The sequence below is a fragment of the Halobacterium litoreum genome (assembly GCF_021233415.1).
Lineage (GTDB): Archaea > Halobacteriota > Halobacteria > Halobacteriales > Halobacteriaceae > Halobacterium > Halobacterium litoreum.
Genome location: NZ_CP089466.1, coordinates 1,562,051 through 1,580,923 on the forward strand (window position 1 = coordinate 1,562,051; position 18,873 = coordinate 1,580,923).

20 protein-coding genes are annotated in these 18,873 nt (G+C 67.6%); 11 read left to right on the top strand and 9 right to left on the bottom strand.

The features are described from left to right. Window position 1: 1 nt before the first annotated feature. The gene (locus tag LT972_RS08550) at window positions 2–544 is read right to left on the bottom strand and encodes a tRNA (cytidine(56)-2'-O)-methyltransferase (RefSeq protein ID WP_232569467.1); all 543 of its coding nucleotides are present in this window, start codon (window positions 542–544) and stop codon (window positions 2–4) included. 176 nt (window positions 545–720) lie between these two features. On the opposite strand from LT972_RS08550, the gene LT972_RS08555 reads away from it, so the two are divergent. After that, complete coding sequence (locus LT972_RS08555) at window positions 721–1,914, top strand: DUF445 family protein (protein ID WP_232569469.1); 1,194 nt, start codon at window positions 721–723, stop codon at window positions 1,912–1,914. A 35-nt stretch (window positions 1,915–1,949) separates the two neighbouring features. On the opposite strand, the gene LT972_RS08560 is transcribed toward LT972_RS08555, so the two are convergent. Beyond that, window positions 1,950–2,369: a universal stress protein gene (locus LT972_RS08560; RefSeq protein ID WP_232569471.1), complete on the bottom strand. Its 420-nt coding sequence runs from the start codon at window positions 2,367–2,369 to the stop codon at window positions 1,950–1,952. A 104-nt stretch (window positions 2,370–2,473) separates the two neighbouring features. On the opposite strand from LT972_RS08560, the gene LT972_RS08565 reads away from it, so the two are divergent. Genes LT972_RS08565 through LT972_RS08580 form a run of 4 tightly spaced genes read left to right on the top strand, consistent with a single transcriptional unit; the run spans window position 2,474 to window position 6,263 of the window. Further along, the gene (locus LT972_RS08565; RefSeq protein WP_232569473.1) at window positions 2,474–3,649 is read left to right on the top strand and encodes an inorganic phosphate transporter; all 1,176 of its coding nucleotides are present in this window, start codon (window positions 2,474–2,476) and stop codon (window positions 3,647–3,649) included. A 46-nt stretch (window positions 3,650–3,695) separates the two neighbouring features. After that, window positions 3,696–4,580: an SDR family NAD(P)-dependent oxidoreductase gene (locus LT972_RS08570; protein ID WP_232569475.1), complete on the top strand. Its 885-nt coding sequence runs from the start codon at window positions 3,696–3,698 to the stop codon at window positions 4,578–4,580. Window positions 4,581–4,623: 43 nt separating this feature from the next. Further along, window positions 4,624–5,565: an NAD-dependent epimerase/dehydratase family protein gene (locus tag LT972_RS08575; protein WP_232569476.1), complete on the top strand. Its 942-nt coding sequence runs from the start codon at window positions 4,624–4,626 to the stop codon at window positions 5,563–5,565. A 56-nt stretch (window positions 5,566–5,621) separates the two neighbouring features. Then, window positions 5,622–6,263: an RAD55 family ATPase gene (locus LT972_RS08580; RefSeq protein ID WP_232569478.1), complete on the top strand. Its 642-nt coding sequence runs from the start codon at window positions 5,622–5,624 to the stop codon at window positions 6,261–6,263. Here the strand turns inward: LT972_RS08580 and LT972_RS08585 are convergent. The 6 genes from LT972_RS08585 to LT972_RS08610 form a co-directional block, all read right to left on the bottom strand. Then, window positions 6,257–6,688, bottom strand: coding sequence for a hypothetical protein (locus tag LT972_RS08585; protein ID WP_232569480.1), 432 nt, complete (start codon window positions 6,686–6,688; stop codon window positions 6,257–6,259). The genes LT972_RS08580 and LT972_RS08585 overlap by 7 nt on opposite strands. A gap of 61 nt (window positions 6,689–6,749) precedes the next feature. Continuing rightward, on the bottom strand, window positions 6,750–7,058 hold the full coding sequence (locus LT972_RS08590) for a PadR family transcriptional regulator (protein WP_232569482.1): 309 nt from the start codon (window positions 7,056–7,058) through the stop codon (window positions 6,750–6,752). 134 nt (window positions 7,059–7,192) lie between these two features. Then, window positions 7,193–7,909 (bottom strand): GAF domain-containing protein, encoded by a 717-nt coding sequence (locus LT972_RS08595; protein WP_232569484.1) that lies wholly within the window; start codon window positions 7,907–7,909, stop codon window positions 7,193–7,195. 35 nt (window positions 7,910–7,944) lie between these two features. Then, window positions 7,945–8,199 (bottom strand): hypothetical protein, encoded by a 255-nt coding sequence (locus LT972_RS08600; RefSeq protein ID WP_232569486.1) that lies wholly within the window; start codon window positions 8,197–8,199, stop codon window positions 7,945–7,947. 54 nt (window positions 8,200–8,253) lie between these two features. Then, the gene (locus tag LT972_RS08605; protein WP_232569488.1) at window positions 8,254–8,808 is read right to left on the bottom strand and encodes a class I SAM-dependent methyltransferase; all 555 of its coding nucleotides are present in this window, start codon (window positions 8,806–8,808) and stop codon (window positions 8,254–8,256) included. Window positions 8,809–8,867: 59 nt separating this feature from the next. Next, window positions 8,868–9,254: a thioredoxin family protein gene (locus tag LT972_RS08610; protein WP_232569490.1), complete on the bottom strand. Its 387-nt coding sequence runs from the start codon at window positions 9,252–9,254 to the stop codon at window positions 8,868–8,870. A 99-nt stretch (window positions 9,255–9,353) separates the two neighbouring features. Here LT972_RS08610 and LT972_RS08615 point away from each other — a divergent pair, with 99 nt between their 5' ends. From LT972_RS08615 to LT972_RS08635, 5 genes are all read left to right on the top strand, one after another. Next, window positions 9,354–9,629, top strand: a complete 276-nt coding sequence (locus LT972_RS08615; protein ID WP_232569492.1) for a hypothetical protein — start codon at window positions 9,354–9,356, stop codon at window positions 9,627–9,629. 284 nt (window positions 9,630–9,913) lie between these two features. Further along, window positions 9,914–11,965: a PrkA family serine protein kinase gene (locus tag LT972_RS08620; protein ID WP_232569494.1), complete on the top strand. Its 2,052-nt coding sequence runs from the start codon at window positions 9,914–9,916 to the stop codon at window positions 11,963–11,965. After that, window positions 11,962–14,229 (top strand): PrkA family serine protein kinase, encoded by a 2,268-nt coding sequence (locus tag LT972_RS08625; protein ID WP_232569495.1) that lies wholly within the window; start codon window positions 11,962–11,964, stop codon window positions 14,227–14,229. Before LT972_RS08620 ends, LT972_RS08625 begins: the two co-directional genes overlap by 4 nt. Beyond that, window positions 14,220–15,512, top strand: a complete 1,293-nt coding sequence (locus tag LT972_RS08630) for a YeaH/YhbH family protein (protein WP_232569497.1) — start codon at window positions 14,220–14,222, stop codon at window positions 15,510–15,512. The genes LT972_RS08625 and LT972_RS08630 overlap by 10 nt, the downstream gene beginning before the upstream one ends. Then, complete coding sequence (locus tag LT972_RS08635; RefSeq protein WP_232569499.1) at window positions 15,502–17,481, top strand: SpoVR family protein; 1,980 nt, start codon at window positions 15,502–15,504, stop codon at window positions 17,479–17,481. The genes LT972_RS08630 and LT972_RS08635 overlap by 11 nt, the downstream gene beginning before the upstream one ends. A gap of 133 nt (window positions 17,482–17,614) precedes the next feature. Here the strand turns inward: LT972_RS08635 and LT972_RS08640 are convergent, their stop codons facing one another. Beyond that, window positions 17,615–18,061 carry a universal stress protein gene (locus LT972_RS08640; protein WP_232569501.1) on the bottom strand — a complete coding sequence of 149 codons (447 nt, stop codon included), beginning with the start codon at window positions 18,059–18,061 and terminating at the stop codon, window positions 17,615–17,617. A gap of 88 nt (window positions 18,062–18,149) precedes the next feature. Here LT972_RS08640 and LT972_RS08645 point away from each other — a divergent pair, with 88 nt between their 5' ends. Continuing rightward, entirely contained in the window at window positions 18,150–18,857 is a 708-nt protein-coding gene (locus LT972_RS08645) for a DICT sensory domain-containing protein (protein WP_232569503.1), read from the top strand. The last annotated feature ends 16 nt before the right edge of the window (window positions 18,858–18,873 follow it).

The window sequence follows — 18,873 nt, forward strand, 5'->3', positions numbered from 1 at the left end:
GCTACTCGTCGTCTACGTCCTCGACGTGTTTCCCGCAGGCCTCGGGAATCACGCGCCGGTCGGCGTCCTCGTAGGTCTGGTCGAGTTCCGACCCGTCGAACAGGCGGTCGAGGAACACGGCGAGGCCGGCGACCTCGGAGTGCGGTTGGTTCGTGACGCCGACGTTCCAGTCGGCGTGCCGGTAGACGTCGAAGGGCACCTTCTCGCCGCCGACGACGACCAGGAGCGCGTCGTCAGCGTGGGCGTTCCGGATGTCGTCCTCGACGTCCTGGACGGGTTCGCCGTACATCGTGAGGTGGACGACGACGCCGTCCCAGTCCCGGATGGTGGCGTCCAGTTCCTCAGTTCGCTCCACGCCGAACGGCCCGCCGAAGCGGCCCGTGATGTCCGCGACGGTCTCCTCGGACTGGCTGGCGTTGTCCGGGAGAATCACGCGGTCAGCGCCGAGCGCTCGCGCCGTCAGGCCGACGTGGGTGGTCATGCGGTCGTCGCGGCCCGGACGGTGGCCGTACCGGAGCACCGCGACTTCTCTGTCACCCTGCATACGTCGGGTGAGTCGCCGCGTCGGGGTACGCGTTTCGACTGCCGATTTCGGGCGCCGCCTGCGGCCACCGGAACCGCTTTGGGTTCGGCGCGTCGTATTTCCAGTATCTTGCTATCGAGCGTGTCCACCGGTCGCGCGCCCGCAGCGGCGCGGGCCATCGCGTGGAGGTGTCGTCTGTGAATCCGAGTCGCGTAGACAGCCTGACCGACCTCGCGTACGGCGTCCTCATCTTCGTGTCCGTCGCGTTGATTCTCGTCGTCGGGACGGAGACCGGGTTGGCGTTCGGGCTGGGCGCGTTGCTGTCGTACGTGCTCCACATCGGGTGGAAGATGGCGCGCTTCGACCCGCAGTGGATGACCCAAGCCGTCGACGAGACGGTGGAGAAGAAGGTGGACGAGACGGTCGGCGAGACGGTCGAACAGAAGGTCGACCAGACCGTCGAGGAGCAGGTGTCCCGGACCGTCGAGGAGACCGTCGACCAGACCGTCGGCGAGACCGTGGAGGCGAAAGTGGACGAGACGGTGGACAAGACAGTCGAGGAGAAGGTCGGTGAGACGGTCGGCGAAACCGTCGACAAGACGGTCGGCGACACCGTGGACGAGACCGTCGAGAAAACCGTCGAGGAGAAAGTCGGCGAAACCGTCGAGGAGAAAGTCGGCGAAACCGTCGAGAAGACAGTCGAAGAGAAGGTCGAGGAGAAGGTCGACGAGACGGTCGGCGAAACCGTCGACGAATCCGTGGACGTCACCGTCGAGGAGAAAGTCGAACAGAAAGTCGAGGAGAAGGTCGACGAGACGGTCGGCGAAACCGTCGACGAGTCGGTAAACGTCACCGTCGAGGAGAAAGTCGAAGAGACGGTGGACGAGACGGTCGGCGAAACCGTCGACGAGACGGTCGAGGAGAAGGTGGACGAAACTGTCGAGAAGACCGTCGAGCAGACCGTCGAAGAGAAGGTCGACGAAACCGTCGACGAAACCGTCGACGAGAAGGTCGACCAGACTGTCGAGGAGAAGGTCGAACAGACCGTCGAAGAGAAGGTCGACGAAACAGTCGACGAGACAGTCGAGAAGACCGTCGACGAGAAAGTGGACCAGACCGTGGACGAGACAGTCGACGAGACAGTCGAGAAGACCGTCGAACAGACGGTCGACGAGAAGGTCGACCAGACCGTGGACGAGACAGTCGACGAGAAAGTCGACGAAACCGTCGAGAAAACCGTCGAGGAGAAAGTCGAAGAGAAGGTCGACGAAACCGTCGACGAAACCGTCGAGAAAACTGTCGACGAGAAGGTCGAACAGACTGTCGAGGAGAAAGTCGAAGAGAAGGTCAACGGCGACGAGAGCGACGAAGACGACGAGTCCTCGTCGTAACGACGCCGACTACCGGTTTTCTGGGGTTCCAGCGCTCACCTGACGACGGTCACCGGCACGGGCGACCGCTGGAAGACGGTCTTCGCGATGTTCCCGACGAACAGTCGCTCGGCCAGGCCGCCGCCGTGACTCCCGACGACGACCACGTCGAAGTCGTCGGCCATGCCGACGATGACTTTCGCGGGGCTCCCCCAGCGGACTTCGGTGGCCACGTCGACGCCGGCGTCGCTCGCAATCTCGCGGGCGCGGTCGAGGACGTCCTCGGCGAGGGTCTCGGCGGCACGCTCGACGTCGTCCTCCAGCGCCAGGCCGACCGCCTCCCCCATCGTCGCGGACGGTTCGCCGACGACGTGGAGGACGGAAATCTCGGCGTCGGGGTGGGCGTCGATGGCGTACTCGAGCGCTCGTTCGGCCATCTCAGAGTCGTCCATCGGGACGAGAACGCGAGCGACCATACGGCGACTACGACGGACCCCGGCATAAAGTTCGGGTGGCGTCCGAGAACCGCGGCCTCGCCGGCATCAGAACCTATACGTCGGTGACGCGAACAACGTAGCCCATGGTCTCTGTCCTCTTCCTTCTGGCAGCCCTCGCCGCGGGGTTCGTCGGGTTCAACATCGGCGGCTCGTCGACCGGCGTCGCGTGGGGGCCCGCCGTCGGCGCGAACATCATCAACAAGACGGCGGTCGCAGTGGTGATGACGTTCTTCGTGTTCCTCGGCGGGTGGACCGTCGGGCGGAACGTCATCGACACGCTCGGCGGCGAAATCGTCCGGCAGTCCGTGTTCACCACGGAGGCGAGCATCGTCGTGTTGGCGTTCATCGGCCTCGGGATGCTGCTGGCGAACCTCTACGGCGTCCCGGTGTCGACGTCGATGACGGCGGTCGGCGCGATTTCGGGGCTCGGGCTCGCGACGAACACGCTCGACTGGGCGGTGCTCGGCGAAATCGTCGTCTGGTGGATTATCGCGCCCATCGTCGGGTTCTGGTGTGGCGCGGTCGTCGGGCGGTACTTCTACCCCCACATCGAGGAGCGGTTCGCGATACAGCAATCCGAGGGGCCGTTACTGGCGCTGGACCGGTCCGGAGTCGTGCCGAAACCGACGCTCGGGCCGGGGACGTCGCGTCGCGAGGCCGTGAGCACGGTCGTGGTGTTCCTCATCGCGTGTTACATGTCGTTCAGCGCGGGCGCGAGCAACGTCGCGAACGCGGTCGCGCCGCTCGTCGGCGGCGGCCTCGTCAGCACGAACGACGCGGTGTTCCTCGCGACCGCCACCATCGGCCTCGGCGCGTTCACCATCGCGCGCCGGACGCTGGAGTCGGTCGGGAACGGGCTCACCGACCTGCCGCTGTTGGCGGCGACCATCGTGATGGTTGTCGCGGCGACAATCACGACGGTGGCGTCGGCGCTCGGCATCCCCATCAGCCTCGCGCTCGCGACGGTGATGACCATCGTCGGCCTCGGGTGGGGGCGGGCGACGCGGTCGGTGGCGGCGGCCGAGATTGCGCGCGGCGAGGTCGACGAGGAGGACGTGGAACTCGACGCGCTGACCGAGGAGCCCGAAGACGCCGCGCGAATCGGGCGGGAGCCCGGGGAGGACGTCCAGCACGCCGGGGACCTGTTCGACCCCTCCGTCGTCGTGCGGTTCGTCTCCTTCTGGATTATCGGCCCGTCTGTCGCGACGGCGCTCTCGTACGCGTCGTTCGTGTTGCTCCCGATTGCCGGGAGCGCCTGACCGCGCGACGGGGCGCTTTTTGTCGGTGCCGGTCGAACGCCCGGGCATGGTGCGACCGGAAGTCGGCGCGAGCGTGGGACACCGCGACTGCTCGGGGGAGACAGTGCTCGTCACCGGCGCGACGAGCGGCGTCGGACGCGAGGTAGCGCTGGCGCTCGCGCGCCTCGGCGCTGACGTTCTCGTTCACGGCAGAGACGCCGCCCGCGGCGAATCGGTAGCGAGCGAACTGCGAGCGCTCGGGTCGGACGCGGCGTTCTTCCGCGCCGACTTCGCGGACATCGAGGCCGTCGACGAACTCGCGGACGCCGTCGCCGAGCGAGCGGACGGATTGGACGTGCTCGTGAACAACGCCGGCGCGCACTTCGACGAGGGCGGGCTCACGGAACTCGGCGTGGAGCGGACGTTCCACGTCAATCACCTCGCACCGTTCCGCCTCACGAACTGCCTGCGGGAGCGCGGGACGCTCGACGGCGCCCGGGTCGTCACGGTGGCCTCCGAGGTCCACCGGCGCGCCACCCTCGACTTAGACGCGGTGACGAGCGTCGCCGACTACGACGGCTTCGAGGCGTACTCGCGGTCGAAGTTGGCGAACGTGCTGTTCGCGCGAGAACTCGCGCGCCGCGACGACGCGCTGTCGTCGGTGTCCTGTCACCCGGGGTTCGTGCCGTCGAGTGGGCTGTGGCGGAACGCCTCGCTCCCCGTTCGGGCCGTGATGCGCGTGTTCTCGCTCGTCCCGCGGCAGTTCACGTTCGGGCGCGTGGACTCCGCGGGGTCGGCGGCCATCACGCCGACGTTCCTCGCGGCGACCGGCGACCACGAGGACGGCGCGTACTACAAGGACTGCAAGGCCGTGGACCCCGCGCCAGCGGCGACCGACGACGAACTCGCGGCGGACCTGTGGGCGTGGAGCGCCGACCGGGCCTCGCGGTAGAAACATCGGAAAGCACTTCTCCGCCGCCCCAAACGCGTTCGGTATGGACCTCACGGACAAGCGCGTCGTCGTGACGGGCGCGGCGGGCCTCGTCGGCTCGCACCTCGCCGCCGCGCTCGCCGACGACAACGACGTGCTGGCGGTCGACGACCTCTCGAAGGGAACGCGAGAGCGCGTGCCCGACGGCGTCGAGTTCCGGCAGCGGGACATGTGCGACCCCGAGGACGTGGCCGACGCCATCACCGAGGACGTGGACATCGTCTTCCACTTCGCGGCGTACACGGACACGAACTACGGGAACCCACGCCAGTTGTTCGAGGAGAACGGCGAGATGACGTACAACGTCCTCGAACGCATGGACGAGGTGGGCGTCGACAACCTCGCGTTCACGTCCTCCTCGACGGTGTACGGCGAGGCGCCGATGCCGACGCCCGAAGACTACGCGCCCCTCGAACCCATCTCCATCTACGGCGCGAGCAAACTCGCCGACGAGGGCATCGTCTCGACGTACGCCCACTCCCACGGCATCCAGACGTGGATGTACCGGTTCGCGAACATCGTCGGGCCGAAGCAACGCGGGAACGTGATTCCGGACTTCATCGAGAAGTTGCTCGAGGACCCGGAGACGCTGACGATTCTCGGCGACGGGCGACAGGAGAAGTCCTACCTCCACGTCGAGGAGTGCGTCGACGCGATGCTCCACGTCGTCGAACACGCCGAGGACGACCTGAACACGTACAACCTCGGGACGCGCACCACGACGTCGGTGAACGCTATCGCCGACATCGTCGCCGACGAGATGGGACTCGACCCGGACTACGAGTACACGGGCGGCGACCGCGGGTGGACCGGTGACGTGCCGAAGATGCGCCTCTCCATCGAGAAGCTGTCGGCGCTCGGCTGGGAACCGTCGCTTTCCAGCGACGAGTCCGTGCGGACGGCGGCCCGCGGCCTCGTCGAGGAACTGCGCGCGGAACGCGAATAGTCGCCCGTCAGCAACAACGCCTTTACTGTCGCCGCGCTCAGACCCCAATACAATCGATGCAGGGGTACGCCGTCGCCGACCGACTGCCCGTCGACGAGATTCCCGCGGGCTCGAACGTCCTCGTCGCGGGGCCGCCGCTCACTGGGAAGCGAGAACTCGCGCTCGGCCTCGTCGACGACGGCTGCGAGCGCGGCGACGGCGGCATCGTCGTCGGAACGCGGGACAGCACCGAGCGAATCAAAGCGCGCGCACCGAACGTCTGGCGCGCGGTCGAGGACGGCCGGGGCGGCATCGTCGACTGCGTGTCCCGGCAGCGAGGCGACGACGTGCGCGACCGAGACCTCGTGAAGTACGTCGGGTCGCCCGGCGACGTCACGGACATCGGCATCCGGCTCGGCGGCCTCTTCCAGTCACTCGAGGACGCCTGCGACCGAGCGCGCGTGAACGTCTCGACCATCTCGACGATGCTGATGTACGCGGACACGCGGCGCGTCTACCGGTTCCTGCACGTCTTCTCGGGGCACGTCGAGCGCCTCGACTGGCTCGGATTCGGCGTCCTCGACACCAGCAACAAGGAGGCCTTCGACGTGCTCGCGCCGCTGTACGACGGCATGGTGCAGACGAGAGCGACGGACGACGGCACCGAGGTCAGGGTCGTCGGCCTGGGGCAGGGGCGGACCGACTGGGTGGCTTACTGAGCGAACTCGTCGGCGAACTCGTCGGCGACCTCGTCCGGCTCAGTGTCGTGATGGAATTCGTCTTCGACGAACTCGAGAATCTCGTCGAGCAAGCGTCCCGTGTCCGAGATGCTGTCGCGGTCGAAGGAGACGATGATTCCCGACCAGTCGTCGAGGGGAATCTGCAAGACGACGACCTCGTGGAACCACCGGACCGTGGCGTCGAGGTGGCCGAACCGCGCGAACTCGGGCTGTTCGAGGCCGTCGTCGAAGCCTTTGAGAACGAGGTGTTTGGCGACTTCTTCGAGTTCCTCGTCGGTGAGCTCCTCGTCGAGGTCGTCGGCCTGATGGACGGTGTCGTAGTCGTCGCCGTCGTACCGGACGACGGTTCGGGGCTCGCCGACGTCCAGCGAACGGATGTGGCGGGCGAGTGAGTCGGCGGGCATACGCCCCGGTTCGCGGAGGAGTGTGGTTAACCTTGCGTCGTGTCGCGTCGAATCAGGCGCGTCAGTCAGCGACGACCGTGGGTTCCTCGGAGAGCGCGTCGGCGACGTAGTCGTCCTCCCAGTCGCGGCGCGCGCGAATCTCGCGTTCACCGCGGTCCGTGACGACGTACTGGTTGGTGCGCTCGTCCTGTTGTCCCTTCTCGACGAGGCCCTTGTCGACGAGCGTGTCGAGATTCGGGTAGAGGCGGCCGTGGTTGATCTCCGAGGTGTAGTAGGATTCGAGTTCGCTCTTGATGTCCAGGCCGTTCGGTTCGTCGAGTCCCGCGGCGACGACGAGGAGGTCGCGCTGGAAGCCTGTGAGGTCGTCCATGCTTGTTTTTCACGTATGTATTCTATTGTATTAAATTTCGGGGTGGATTCAATCCAATAGTCTACTGACAGTATCTAACGGGGCGTCGGCGGCGCTGTCCGGACGTGGCTTCGAGCGGAGAATTCGCGTCCTGTTCAGGCTTCGACGCGCGGCGGCGTGAGCAGGTCGGAGTCCGCGAGGCCGGCACAGGCACCCGCGATAGTCAGCACTCGCTCCTCGGTGAAGAAGCCGGGTTCGTGGGCTTCCGCGTCCACGATGCCGATGACGTCGTCGCCCGCGAGGATGGGACAGCAGAATTCGCTTTCGACGCGGCCGTCGCACTCGTAGTACGGGCCGTCGTGGTCCTCGACGTCGTTCACGAGCACGGCGTCCCCAGTCAAGCCGACGGTGGAGTTGTTCGAGCGCTCCGCGAACGCCTCGGTGAGCGGGAACTCCGCGCGGGAGTGGTCGCCGACGTAGGCCTCCTTCACGAGAACTTCCTCGCCGTCCGGGTTGGTGGCGCGGCGGTAGACGCCGACCCAGTCGACGTTCGTCTCCTCGGCGACGCGCTGGACGGTCTCGTGGAGCGCGACGAGACGGGCGGTGTTCGGGTGGTCGCGGAGGCGCTCGCGGTCGTACTCCAGCCCGCAGATGGGCGCGAGGTTGTACTTCTCGTCGGCGAGACCGACGCCGCAGGCGCCGTCCTCGCCCTCCTCGGGGACGGGGTAGACGTAGCGCTCTTCGACGGTTTCGGCGCTCGCGGTGGCGTGGGGCGGTCGCGCGACGAGCGAAGCGCCGCGCTGGGCGGCGTCGGTCGGCACGTCGGCGAGGTCCGGGAGGCCCACGGCCCGGAGGTAGGACTCGTGGTTCATGGTCGTGAGTTAGTGGTGGGGACGTAAAGAGGCGTTCACTCCGGCAGAATCCCGGTGTCGGCGGCGCGTTCGCCGGTGTCAGTGAGTCGGTAGACGACTTCGCCGGAGACGGCTTCGAGGAGGCCGCGTTCGGCGAGCACCTCGCAGCGTCGCTCGACGTAGGGCGCGTGCATGCCGATGCGGTTCGCGACGATGGCCGGGTACTCGGCGTTCCGGTCGGCGAGGAACTCGACGATGGCGCGGTCCGCCGGGCGACTCCACGCGGGCTGACGGGACGGTACCTCCTCCATGCCCGTTATCTGGTACGTGCTACCACATAACAGTACTGCCCGGGGAGCCTCGATTCACGCGCGAGCAACGACGAACAGCGTCTCGGGGCGCTCCTCGGCGCGCTCGACGTCGAACCCCGCGTCGGCGAGCAGTTCGGCCGCCTCGTCGGCGTCGAAGCGCTCGTCGACCGGCGGCCCGTCCTCGCCGCGGCCGGCCGCGGACCAGTCGGCGGCGACGAAACGCGCGCCGTCGGCGAGGACGCGGCGGACCTCCGCGAGCGCGTCCGGCGACGCGAACTCGTGGAACGTCATCGTGGAGAACGCGCCGTCGAGGGCGCCGTCCGCGAACGGCAGGTCGCTCACGTCCGCGGTCACCAGCGAGACGTTCTCGGGGACGCCCTGCTCGCGGAACGCGTCGTGCATCTCGGGTTGGACGTCGACGGCGTCGACGCGACCGGCGAACGGCGCGATTTCGCGGGTGTAGAAGCCCGTCCCGCTACCGAGGTCGGCGACTCGGCTGTCGGCGTCGGGCGCGAGCGCGGCCGCGAGTTCCTCGCGCGAGCAGTACCGGAACCGCGACGGGTCTTCGAGTCGGTCGGCGCCCTCGGGGTCGAACGTGTGGAATCCCATCGGCGCGACGTACGACCGCCGCGTGAAAAGTGTTGGCGGTATCGTACAAGACCGCCGGGTCAGGCGACGAGGCCGCGGAGGCCGTCGTAGGAGCGCGCGCCGACCGCCCGTTCGACCTCCTCGCCGTCCTCGGCGACGACGAGCGTCGGCATCCCCTGGACGCCCCAGGCCTGCGCGAGTTGCTTGCGCTCGTCGACGTCGACTTTCGCGACGACCACGTCGTCGTCGGCCGCGAGTTTGTTCACGGCGGGCGCCATCATCTGGCAGGGACCACACCAGACCGCGTGGAAGTCCACGAGCACGGTGTCGTGGTTCGCGAGGACGTCGTCGAGGTGGTCGGCGCTCTCGATTTCGACCGGCTCGCTGGGGACGTCGCCGCCGGCCTCGTTCTGCTGGAGTTCTCGTTTCTTGCGCGCTTTGATTTCGTCGATGGTCTCGTCGGTCATGTCTCTGCGTAGGACGCGGAGCGACATAACTGTATTGCACTAAGAGAACAATACCGGTGCCGCGGATGGGCTTTTGGGCCTCGGTACCGAAGCACGCGTATGAGCGAGGAGACCGTCCGCGTGTGGCTGGTCGAGCGCACGTACTCCGACGACGAGCAGAATCTCATCATCCTCGTGTACGCGACGCCCGACGGCGAGCGCTACCTGCGCAAGGAGCGCGCGCTCACGAGTTTCAGCGACGACCGCCCGACGACGGCGGCCATCGACGCCGACCCGCAGAACCTCGGGCAGGTGTCGGACCCGGCAGAGCGCGAGCGGTACGCCGAGGCGGCCAGCGAGATGGCGAGCGACCACGCGCCGACCGACACCATCTGAGTTTACTTCGGGTCCACGCCGGAACTGCGACGACGGCGTGTCGGCGCGGTTGCCCGTCGGTGGGCGCCGGCTTGTCGCCGTTCAGTCGCCGCATTGGTGTCCGACGCGTCGTCGCGCCGCCGACGCGATGCGTGCCAACCTCGGCGGAATGCTTATACGTTAACACACCACAAGATAATAGTAGTGCCGGTGTGATACCCGGCGGCCGCCCGTCCCCTGTCGCACAGTAGAGACGACCCGGTTGCGCCCCCGGGTGTGGCATCTGGTCACACTGAACAACCAACATGACGGAAACCCTCGACCGCCTCAGCGAGCAGTACAAGGAATCAGTTCCGTCGGACCTCCGTCGAGCCCACGGGTTCGACTGGTATCTGGACACCCTGTACGACGACCCCAAGGTAGCGCGGAACGCCCACCAGCGTCTCGCGGACATGTTCGACTACTACGGCTCGAACACCGAGGACGGCGTCGTCGAGTACGAACTGGCATCCGAGGACCCACTCGGCGAGGGTGCGAACACCTTCTTCGGGCGCGAAGTCCACGAGGCCATCCACGAGTTCGTGAACAAGGTCAAGAGCGGCGCGCGCGGCCTCGGCCCCGAGAAGCGTATCATCCTCCTGCTCGGCCCCGTCGGCTCGGGCAAGTCCGACGTCGACCGGCAGGTGCGTCGCTACTACGAGGACTACACCGCACAGGACGCGGGCCGCCTCTACACGTTCCGGTGGACGAACCTCTGTTCAGTCGTGGACGACCAGGACCCGAACGACGACACGGTCACGTCCCCGATGCACCAGGACCCGCTCGTGTTGCTCCCGCGCGAGCAGCGCCAGCAGGTCATCGACGACCTGAACGAGGTGCTGGACGCGCCGTACTCCCTGCGCAACGAGCAGGCCCTCGACCCCGAGAGCGAGTTCTACATGGACGAACTGCTCGCACACTACGACGACGACCTGCAGGCCGTCCTCTCGAACCACGTCGAGGTCGTCCGGCTGGTGGCCAGCGAGAACCGCCGGAACTGCATCGAGACGTTCGAACCGAAGGACAAGAAGAATCAGGACGAGACCGAGCTGACCGGCGACGTGAACTACTCGAAACTCGCGGTGTACGGCGAGAGCGACCCGCGAGCGTTCGACTACGCGGGCGCGTTCTGCAACGCGAACCGCGGCATCTTCTCCGGCGAGGAACTGCTGAAACTCCAGCGCGAGTTCCTCTACGACTTCCTGCACGCCACCCAGGAACAGACCATCAAGCCGAAGAACAACCCCCGAATCGACATCGACCAGGTCATCGTCGGCCGCACGAACATGCCCGAGTACCGGGACAAGCGCGCCGACGAGAAGATGGAGGCGTTCAACGACCGCACGAAGCGCGTGGACTTCCCGTACGTCCTCGAATACGAGCAGGAGGCTCAGATATACGAGAAACTGCTCGGGAACGCGGACGTGCCGGACATCCACGTCGAACCGCACACGCTCGACATGGCGGGGCTGTTCGGCGTGCTGACGCGCATCCGCGAGCCGGACAACGACATGGTCGGGCTACTGGAGAAGGCCAAGGCGTACAACGGCGAGTTCGACGAGGTGGAGGACGTGGACCCGGAGAAACTCCGCGAGGAGGCCGCCGAGTCCGGCGAGCGCGAGGGCATGTCGGGCGTGAGTCCGCGGTTCGTCGGCGACGAGATAGCCGGCGCCATCATGGAGTCGATGGACCGCGATCGAGGGTTCCTCTCGCCGCTCACCGTCTTCAACCGCCTCGAAGAGCACGTCGGCCAGCACGGCTCCATCTTAGAGGAGAACGTCGAGGGGTACCGCCGCCACCTCGAGCTCGTCCGCGAGGAGTACAAGGAACGCGCCATCGAGGACGTGCGCCACGCGCTCGCCTACGATTTGGACGAGATTCAGCGGCAGGGCGAGAAGTACATGGACCACGTGATGGCGTACATCGACGACGACACCGTCGCGGACGAGCTCACGGGCCGCGAGCAGGAACCCGACGAGACGTTCCTGCGCGCCGTCGAAGAGCAACTGGGCGTCCCGCAGGACCGCAAGGACGACTTCCGACAGGAGGTGTCGAACTGGGTGAGCCGGCGCGCCCGCGAGGGCGAGCCGTTCGACCCGCAGGACAACGACCGCCTGCGGCGCGCGCTCGAGCGCAAACTCTGGGAGGACAAGAAACACAACATCAACTTCTCGGCGCTCGTGTCGAACGCCGAGATAGACGACGACGGGAACGACTGGGTGGCCGCGCTCGTCGACCGCGGCTACTCCGAGGACGGCGCCCGCGAGGTCTTGGAGTTCGCCGGCGCCGAGGTGGCGAAGGCGGAACTGGAGTCGTGACCGACTACGTCTCCCGGGCGAACCGGGCGCTCCGGTCCGCCTACGACGAGCCGACGAGCCTCGCGGAGTACGTCAACCGCGTGTTCGAACAGCCGCTGGCGGCCGCCCACGCCAGCCGCTACCTGCTCGCCGCAATCGAGAGCGAGGGCACTCGCGAGGTCGTGGAGCACGGCGAGGAACTGGAGCGCTACCGGTTCTTCGACGACCCGCACAACGACGGCGAGCACGCCGTCCTCGGGAACACGGCGACGCTGAACGCGTTCGTCGACGACCTACGCGCCATCGCCGCCGGACGGGGGAAAGCCGAGACCATCCTGTGGTTCGCGGGGCCGACCGCCACCGGGAAGTCGGAACTGAAGCGGTGTCTCGTGAACGGACTGCGGGAGTTCTCGAAGACGCCCGAGGGCCGACGATACACGGTCGAGTGGAACGTCGCGGGCGCCCAGGACGACCCCGGTCTGACGTACGGCGACGACCGCGTGGACCGGGAGACCGACTGGTACGAGAGTCCGGTGCAGGCGAATCCGTTGTCGGTGTTCCCGCCCGACGTGCGCCGGGACCTGCTCGCGGAACTGAACGAGGGCCGCGACGACGCCGACCGGATTCGCGTGGACGCCGACCTCGACCCGTTCTCGCGGGAGGCCTACGACTACCTCGAAGAGGCTTACCGCCGCGAGGGCCGCAGCGACCTGTTCGCGGCGGTCACGGACCGCAAGCACCTGCGCGTGAAAAACTACGTCGTCGACCGCGGGAAGGGCGTCGGCGTGCTCCACTCGGAGGACGCCGGCAGCCCGAAGGAGCGCCTCGTCGGGTCGTGGGTCGCACCCCTCTTATCGAAGCTCGACTCGAAGGGCCGGAAGAACCCCCAGGCGTTCAGTTACGACGGCGTGCTCTCCCAGGGCAACGGCTGTCTGACCGTCGTGGAGGACGCCAGCCAGCACGCCGACCTGCTCCAGAAACTCCTGAACGTCCCCGACGAGCGCCGCGTGAAACTGGACAAGGGCATCGGGATGGACCTCGACACCCAGTTGGTCGTCATCTCGAATCTGGACTTGGAGGCGCAACTGAACCAGCACGACGACCGGCAGGGATTCGACCCCCTGAAGGCGCTCAAGCGGCGGCTGTCGAAACACGAGTTCGGCTACCTCACGAGCCTTCGCCTCGAAACCCAGCTCCTGCGCCGCGAACTCACGGGTGAGACCGAGGTGTGGACCGAGACGGACCCCGACGTGCTGGCGTCCCGCGTCCGTGAACCGGCGACAGTGCAGGTGCGGGACCGCGGCGGCGTCGTGGAGCGCGAACTCGCGCCCCACGCGCTCGAAGCCGCGGCGCTGTACAGCGTCGTCACGCGCCTCGACGCGAGCGACCTGCCCGAGGACTTCGACCTCGTGGACAAGGCGCTGTTGTTCGACCGCGGCTACGTCGGCCGGGGCGAGGACCGGCGGGACGCCGACGAGTTCGCGTTCGACGGCGACGCGGACGGCGCGAACGGCATCCCGGTGACGTACACGCGGGACGTGCTCGCGGACCTCCTGCACACCGACGCCGACCGCTCCCACCCCGGCCTCCCGGTGGAGCGCGTCGTCACGCCCGGCGACGTGCTGGACGCGATGGTGTCCGGGCTCGCCGACGCGCCCGTGTTCTCGGACGCCGAGCGCGCGGAGTTCGAGGACCGCCTGCTCCCCGCGAAAGACCGCGTCCACGAGCAACAGGAACGCGACGTGCTGGACGCGTTGCTCGCCGACGAGGGCGCGACCGAGAGCGAGGTCGAGGAGTACGTCGAGCACGTCCACGCGTGGGCGACCGACGACACCGTGACGAACGACCGCGGGGAGCGCGTGCCGCCGGACGCGCTCGCGATGAAGGTGTTCGAGACGGAGACGCTCGGGCGGTTCGGCGACGCGAACTACCACGGCGACGACCCGCGGGAGCCGGTCCGCGAGTTCCGCGAGGACGCAGTGATGACGGCGGTGACGCGGCACGCGTGGGAGAACCGCGACGACGAGTTCCGCGCCCGCGACGTCGACCTCACGTCCGTCCCCGTGCTCGGTGACGTGCTCGCGGGCAACGACTGGGACGACGTGGAGCGCGTCCACCCGGACTTCGACCCGGCGCAGTGGCCGGACCCGCCCGAGGACACCGCCACGGCCGAACTGAAAGCGCGGGCAATCGACTACCTGACCGCGGAACGGGGATACTCGCCGGCGAGCGCCGAACTGGCGACCCGGACCGTGGTCGCCGAGGTGACACACAGATGGGACTGAGAGAGGACCGCGAACGGTTCCGCGAGGTCGGCGAGCAGCGACGCCAGGACCTCGCCGAGTTCATCCAGTACGGCGACCTCGGCGGGAGCGACCGCACCTCGGTGCGCGTCCCGGTGAAACTCGTCGACCTGCCGGAGTTCCAGTACGACAGGCTCGACCGCGGCGGCGTCGGACAGGGAGACGCCGAATCCGGCGACCCGGTCGGCGAGCCACAGGAGGGCGACGGAGACGGCGACGAAGCGGGCGAGGAGGGCGCAGAACACGAGTACTACGAGATGGACCCCGAGGAGTTCGCGCAAGCGCTCGACGAGCGCCTCGGGCTCGACCTCGACCCGAAGGGGAAGAAGGTAATCGAGGAAGTCGAGGGAGCGTTCAACGACACGGCGCGCCGCGGCCCGCGCGGGACGCTGGACTTCGACCACCTCTACAAGCAGGGACTGAAGCGCACGGTCGCGATGGACTTCGACGAGGAGTACGTCGCGGAAGCCCTGCGCGTCGCCGACTGGGGGCCGAGCGAGGCCTTCGAGTGGGCGCGCGAGCAGCACGTCCCGGTGTCGAAGGCGTGGCTGGTCGACCGCGCCCGCGACCTCGACGACCCCGAGCGCTGGGCGTCCATCGAGGAGATGGAGGCGGAGCGCGACCCTGAACCGACGCACGCGCGACTCCGGCGGGACGGCGTCGGGAAAGTGCCGCTCCGCCGGGACGACGAGCGCTTCCGCCACCCGGAAATCGAGGAGGAGCGCGAGCGCAACGTCGTCGTCGTGAACATCCGGGACGTCTCCGGGTCGATGCGGGACGCCAAGCGCGAACTCGTCGAGCGCACGTTCACGCCGCTGGACTGGTACCTCACCGGGAAGTACGACCGCGCGGAGTTCGTCTACATCGCCCACGACGCGGACGCCTGGGAGGTCGACCGGTCGGACTTCTTCGGCATCCGGTCGGGCGGCGGCACCCGCATCTCGACGGCCTACGAACTCGCCGACGAACTGCTCGCGGACTACCCGTTCAGCGAGTGGAACCGCTACGTGTTCGCCGCCGGCGACGGGGAGAACAGCCACAACGACACGGAGGAGAACGTCGTCCCCCTGATGCGGGCGATAGACGCGAACCTCCACGCGTACGTCGAGACACAGCCCAACGACACGATGCAGACCGGGACGCACGCCGGCAAACTCCGGGAGGCGTTCGGCGACGACGAGGACGTCGCCGTCGCGACGGTCACGGGCAACGACGACGTGCTCGACGCCATCGAGACGATTCTCGGCACCGAAGATGACGACTGAACCAGACAAACAGCGGACGGCCGCGGCACTCGTCGAACCGGCGCGGGAAGCGAACGCGCTCGCGCGCCGCCTCGGCCTCGACCCCTACGACGTGAACTACTGGGTCGTGGACCACGACGAGATGAACGAACTCATCGCGTACGACGGGTTCCAGACGCGGTACCCGCACTGGCGGTGGGGGATGAAGTACGAACAGCAACGCAAACAGCGCCAGTTCCTCGGCGGGAAGGCCTTCGAGATAGTGAACAACGACGACCCGTCGAACGCGTTCCTGCAGGTCTCGAACGACCTCGCGGACCAGAAGGCGGTCATCACGCACGTCGAGGCCCACGCCGACTTCTTCGCGAACAACGAGTGGTTCGCGCTGTTCGGCGGCGACGACGGCCCGAACGCCGCGGAGATGCTGGAGCGCCACGCCCGCCGCATCGAGGACGTGCTCGCCGACCCCGAGGTCGACCGCGAAGCCGTCGAGCGGTTCGTGGACACCGTCTCGACGCTGGAGGACAACATCGAGTACCGGCGTGCGTTCGACCGGGACGCCGGCGCGAGCGACCCGGACGCGCTCGCGGACACGCTCGACGGCCTCGGCGTCAGCGACGAGGTGCGCGCGGAGGTGTTCGACGACGACTGGCTGGCCGCGCTCGACGACGACGAACTGGACGTTCGGTTCCCCGAGGAACCCGAGTACGACCTGCTGGCGTTCCTCCGCGAGCACGGGCGGGCGTACGACGAGGCCGCCGGGAAGGCCGTGGAGTTCGAGGACTGGCAGCGCGAATTAATCGAGATGCTGCGCCGGGAAGCTTACTACTTCGCGCCACAGCGCACGACGAAGGTGATGAACGAGGGGTGGGCGGCGTACTGGGAGTCCGTGATGATGGGCGAGGAGGCGTTCGCCGACGAGACGGAGTTCCTCGACTACGCCGACCACCAGGCCCGCGTCCTGAACAGCCCCGGTTTCAATCCGTACAAACTCGGGAAGGAACTCTGGGAGTACGTGGAGAACCGCGCGAACCGCCGCGAAGTTCTGGAGCGGTTGCTTCGCGTGCGTGGCGTGACGTGGCGGAACTTCCACGATGCCGTGGACTTCGCCGCGGTCGCGGACGCGCTCGCGCCGCCGGACGCGCTCGCCGCCGTGGACGCCGACGACCTCGACGCGGTTGCGGCGTTGCCGGACGCGTACGTGGACAGCGAGTCGCTCGCGGCGGCCCGCGACGGCGACGTCGACGCGACGCGGTTCCCGTGGAAACTGTTCACCTACGAGGGGTTGGCGCGCCGCCACTACTCGCTCGCGAAACCCCAGTTCCGGGGATTCCTCGAACGCGTGTCCCGCTCCGAGTTGGAGGCGACGAGCCGGTACCTCTTCGAGGACGAACGCTACGCGTCCGTCGAGCAGGCCCTCGCCGACGTGGACTTCGCGGCCGGCTGGGACCGCATGTACGCGGTCCGGGAGAGTCACAACGACGTGACGTTCGTGGACGAGTTCCTGACCCAGGAGTTCGTGGACGCGAACGACTACTTCGCGTACGAGTACAGTCAGACCCGCGGCGACTTCCGCGCGACCAGCACGGACGCCGCGGACGTGAAGAAGAAACTCCTCCTGCGGTTCACGAACCTCGGGAAGCCGACCGTCGCGGTGTACGACGCGAACCACGAGAACCGCGGCGAGTTGCTGTTGTGCCACGAGTACAACGGCGTGATGTTGGACCGCGGCGCGGCGGAGGCGACGCTAAAGCGCGTCTTCGAGTTGTGGGGCCGACCGGTCGTGTTGCACACCATCACGAAGCGCGTGAGCGAGACCGAACGCAAGCGCGCGCGGCGCAACGACCGCGAGCCCGAGCCCGAGGAGGTCGGCGTGGCGCTCCGGTACGACGGCGACGAGGTGGAACGCGAGGAGTTGGCGTGGAGCGAGGTCGAACACCTCGCGGCCGAGGAACTGGACTACGACACGAAACCCGAGGACTGGCTGTAGGGGCGTGCTGGCGACACTCGCGGTCGCTGGCGCGCTCGGGAGTGAGTGCCGCCGTGGCGGGGCGTTGCTCCCGAGTCCGCTGTCAGGGCACGTCGGAGGGTGGTCCCGGCTTCCCGTTTGAACGTTCGCAGAATCAGGTGGTGACGACGGTGACGGCGCCGTCGAACTCGAGGATGATTCGCTGCGTCACGTCGCCGAAGATGGCTTTCCCGGTGGGGGAGCGCTTGCGGCCCGCGACGAAGATGTGGTCGGCGTCGCGCTCGGCGGCGAGTTCGAGGACTTCGTCGCCCTTGTCCCCGATGCGGCCGACGGGTTCCGTCTCCACGTCGACGTCTTCGAGCACGTCGCGGCCGATGTCCGTCGCGAACTTGCGGGCGCCGTCGACGGCCTCGTCGATGGTGTAGTTCACGTCGAGGTCCGGGATGCTCGCCATGGACTCCCGGCGCTCGGAGTACTCGTCTTCGGTGGTGACGTGGAGCAGGATGAGTTCGGCGTCGACGCCGGCGGCGAGTTCGCCGGCTTCCTGTACGAGGGATTTCGCTGAGTCACTGGCTTCGACAACTGCGATAGCGCGGTCCATGTGGGACGGCGCTCGGTCTGCCACCTTAAATGTCCGGGCCGCCGTCGGGAACAACGCATTTGTACCAGAGGCCTAGAGTTCGGACGTGATGGGCCTCCGGCGGGTAATCGAGGACGTTCGCGGCCGCGAGAAGACGCTGACGGTGTACGCGCCGCCCGGTACGGACGTCGTCGCGTCGGTCAGAGAGTACTTCGCGTCCCAGAACGTCGCCATCGAGCACGAACCGACGACGGACGCGCCGGCCCACGCGGTGCTCTCGGACGACGGCGAGTACCTCACGTCGGTCGGCACCGACGCGTTGCGCGCGCTGACCGGGAGCGAACCACACCCCATCGGGGAGGACGCGGCGTACAGTCCGCTGTTGGAGCACCTCGACCGGACGACGTTCACGTCGTACAGCCGGTGCCAGATGATGCAGGCGTCTCGGGAGATAGAGGACCGCGCGTGGCGCGCGAAGTCGGGGTGTCTGCACGCGGGGTTCCAGCGGCTGTCGAACCTCGAACCGGAAGTCGAGACGTACGCCCAGTTGGCGGACAGCGACCTCGACGTACACGTGTACGGGGAGCGCGACGCGGAAATCGGGGCCGGCGAGTCGTTCACGGTCCACGCGACCGACGACCCGGAGATAACGACGACGTGGTTCGTGGTGTTCGACGGCGGCGGGAACGAACAGCAGTCCTCGGCGCTGTTGGCTGAGGAGCAAGACGACGGCGGCTACTACGGCTTCTGGACGTACGACGCGTCGCTGGTGGCGGACGCGCTCGACGCGCTCGACGCCGTCAGGCGGCCCGCGTGAGGGCAACGTTTTCGGT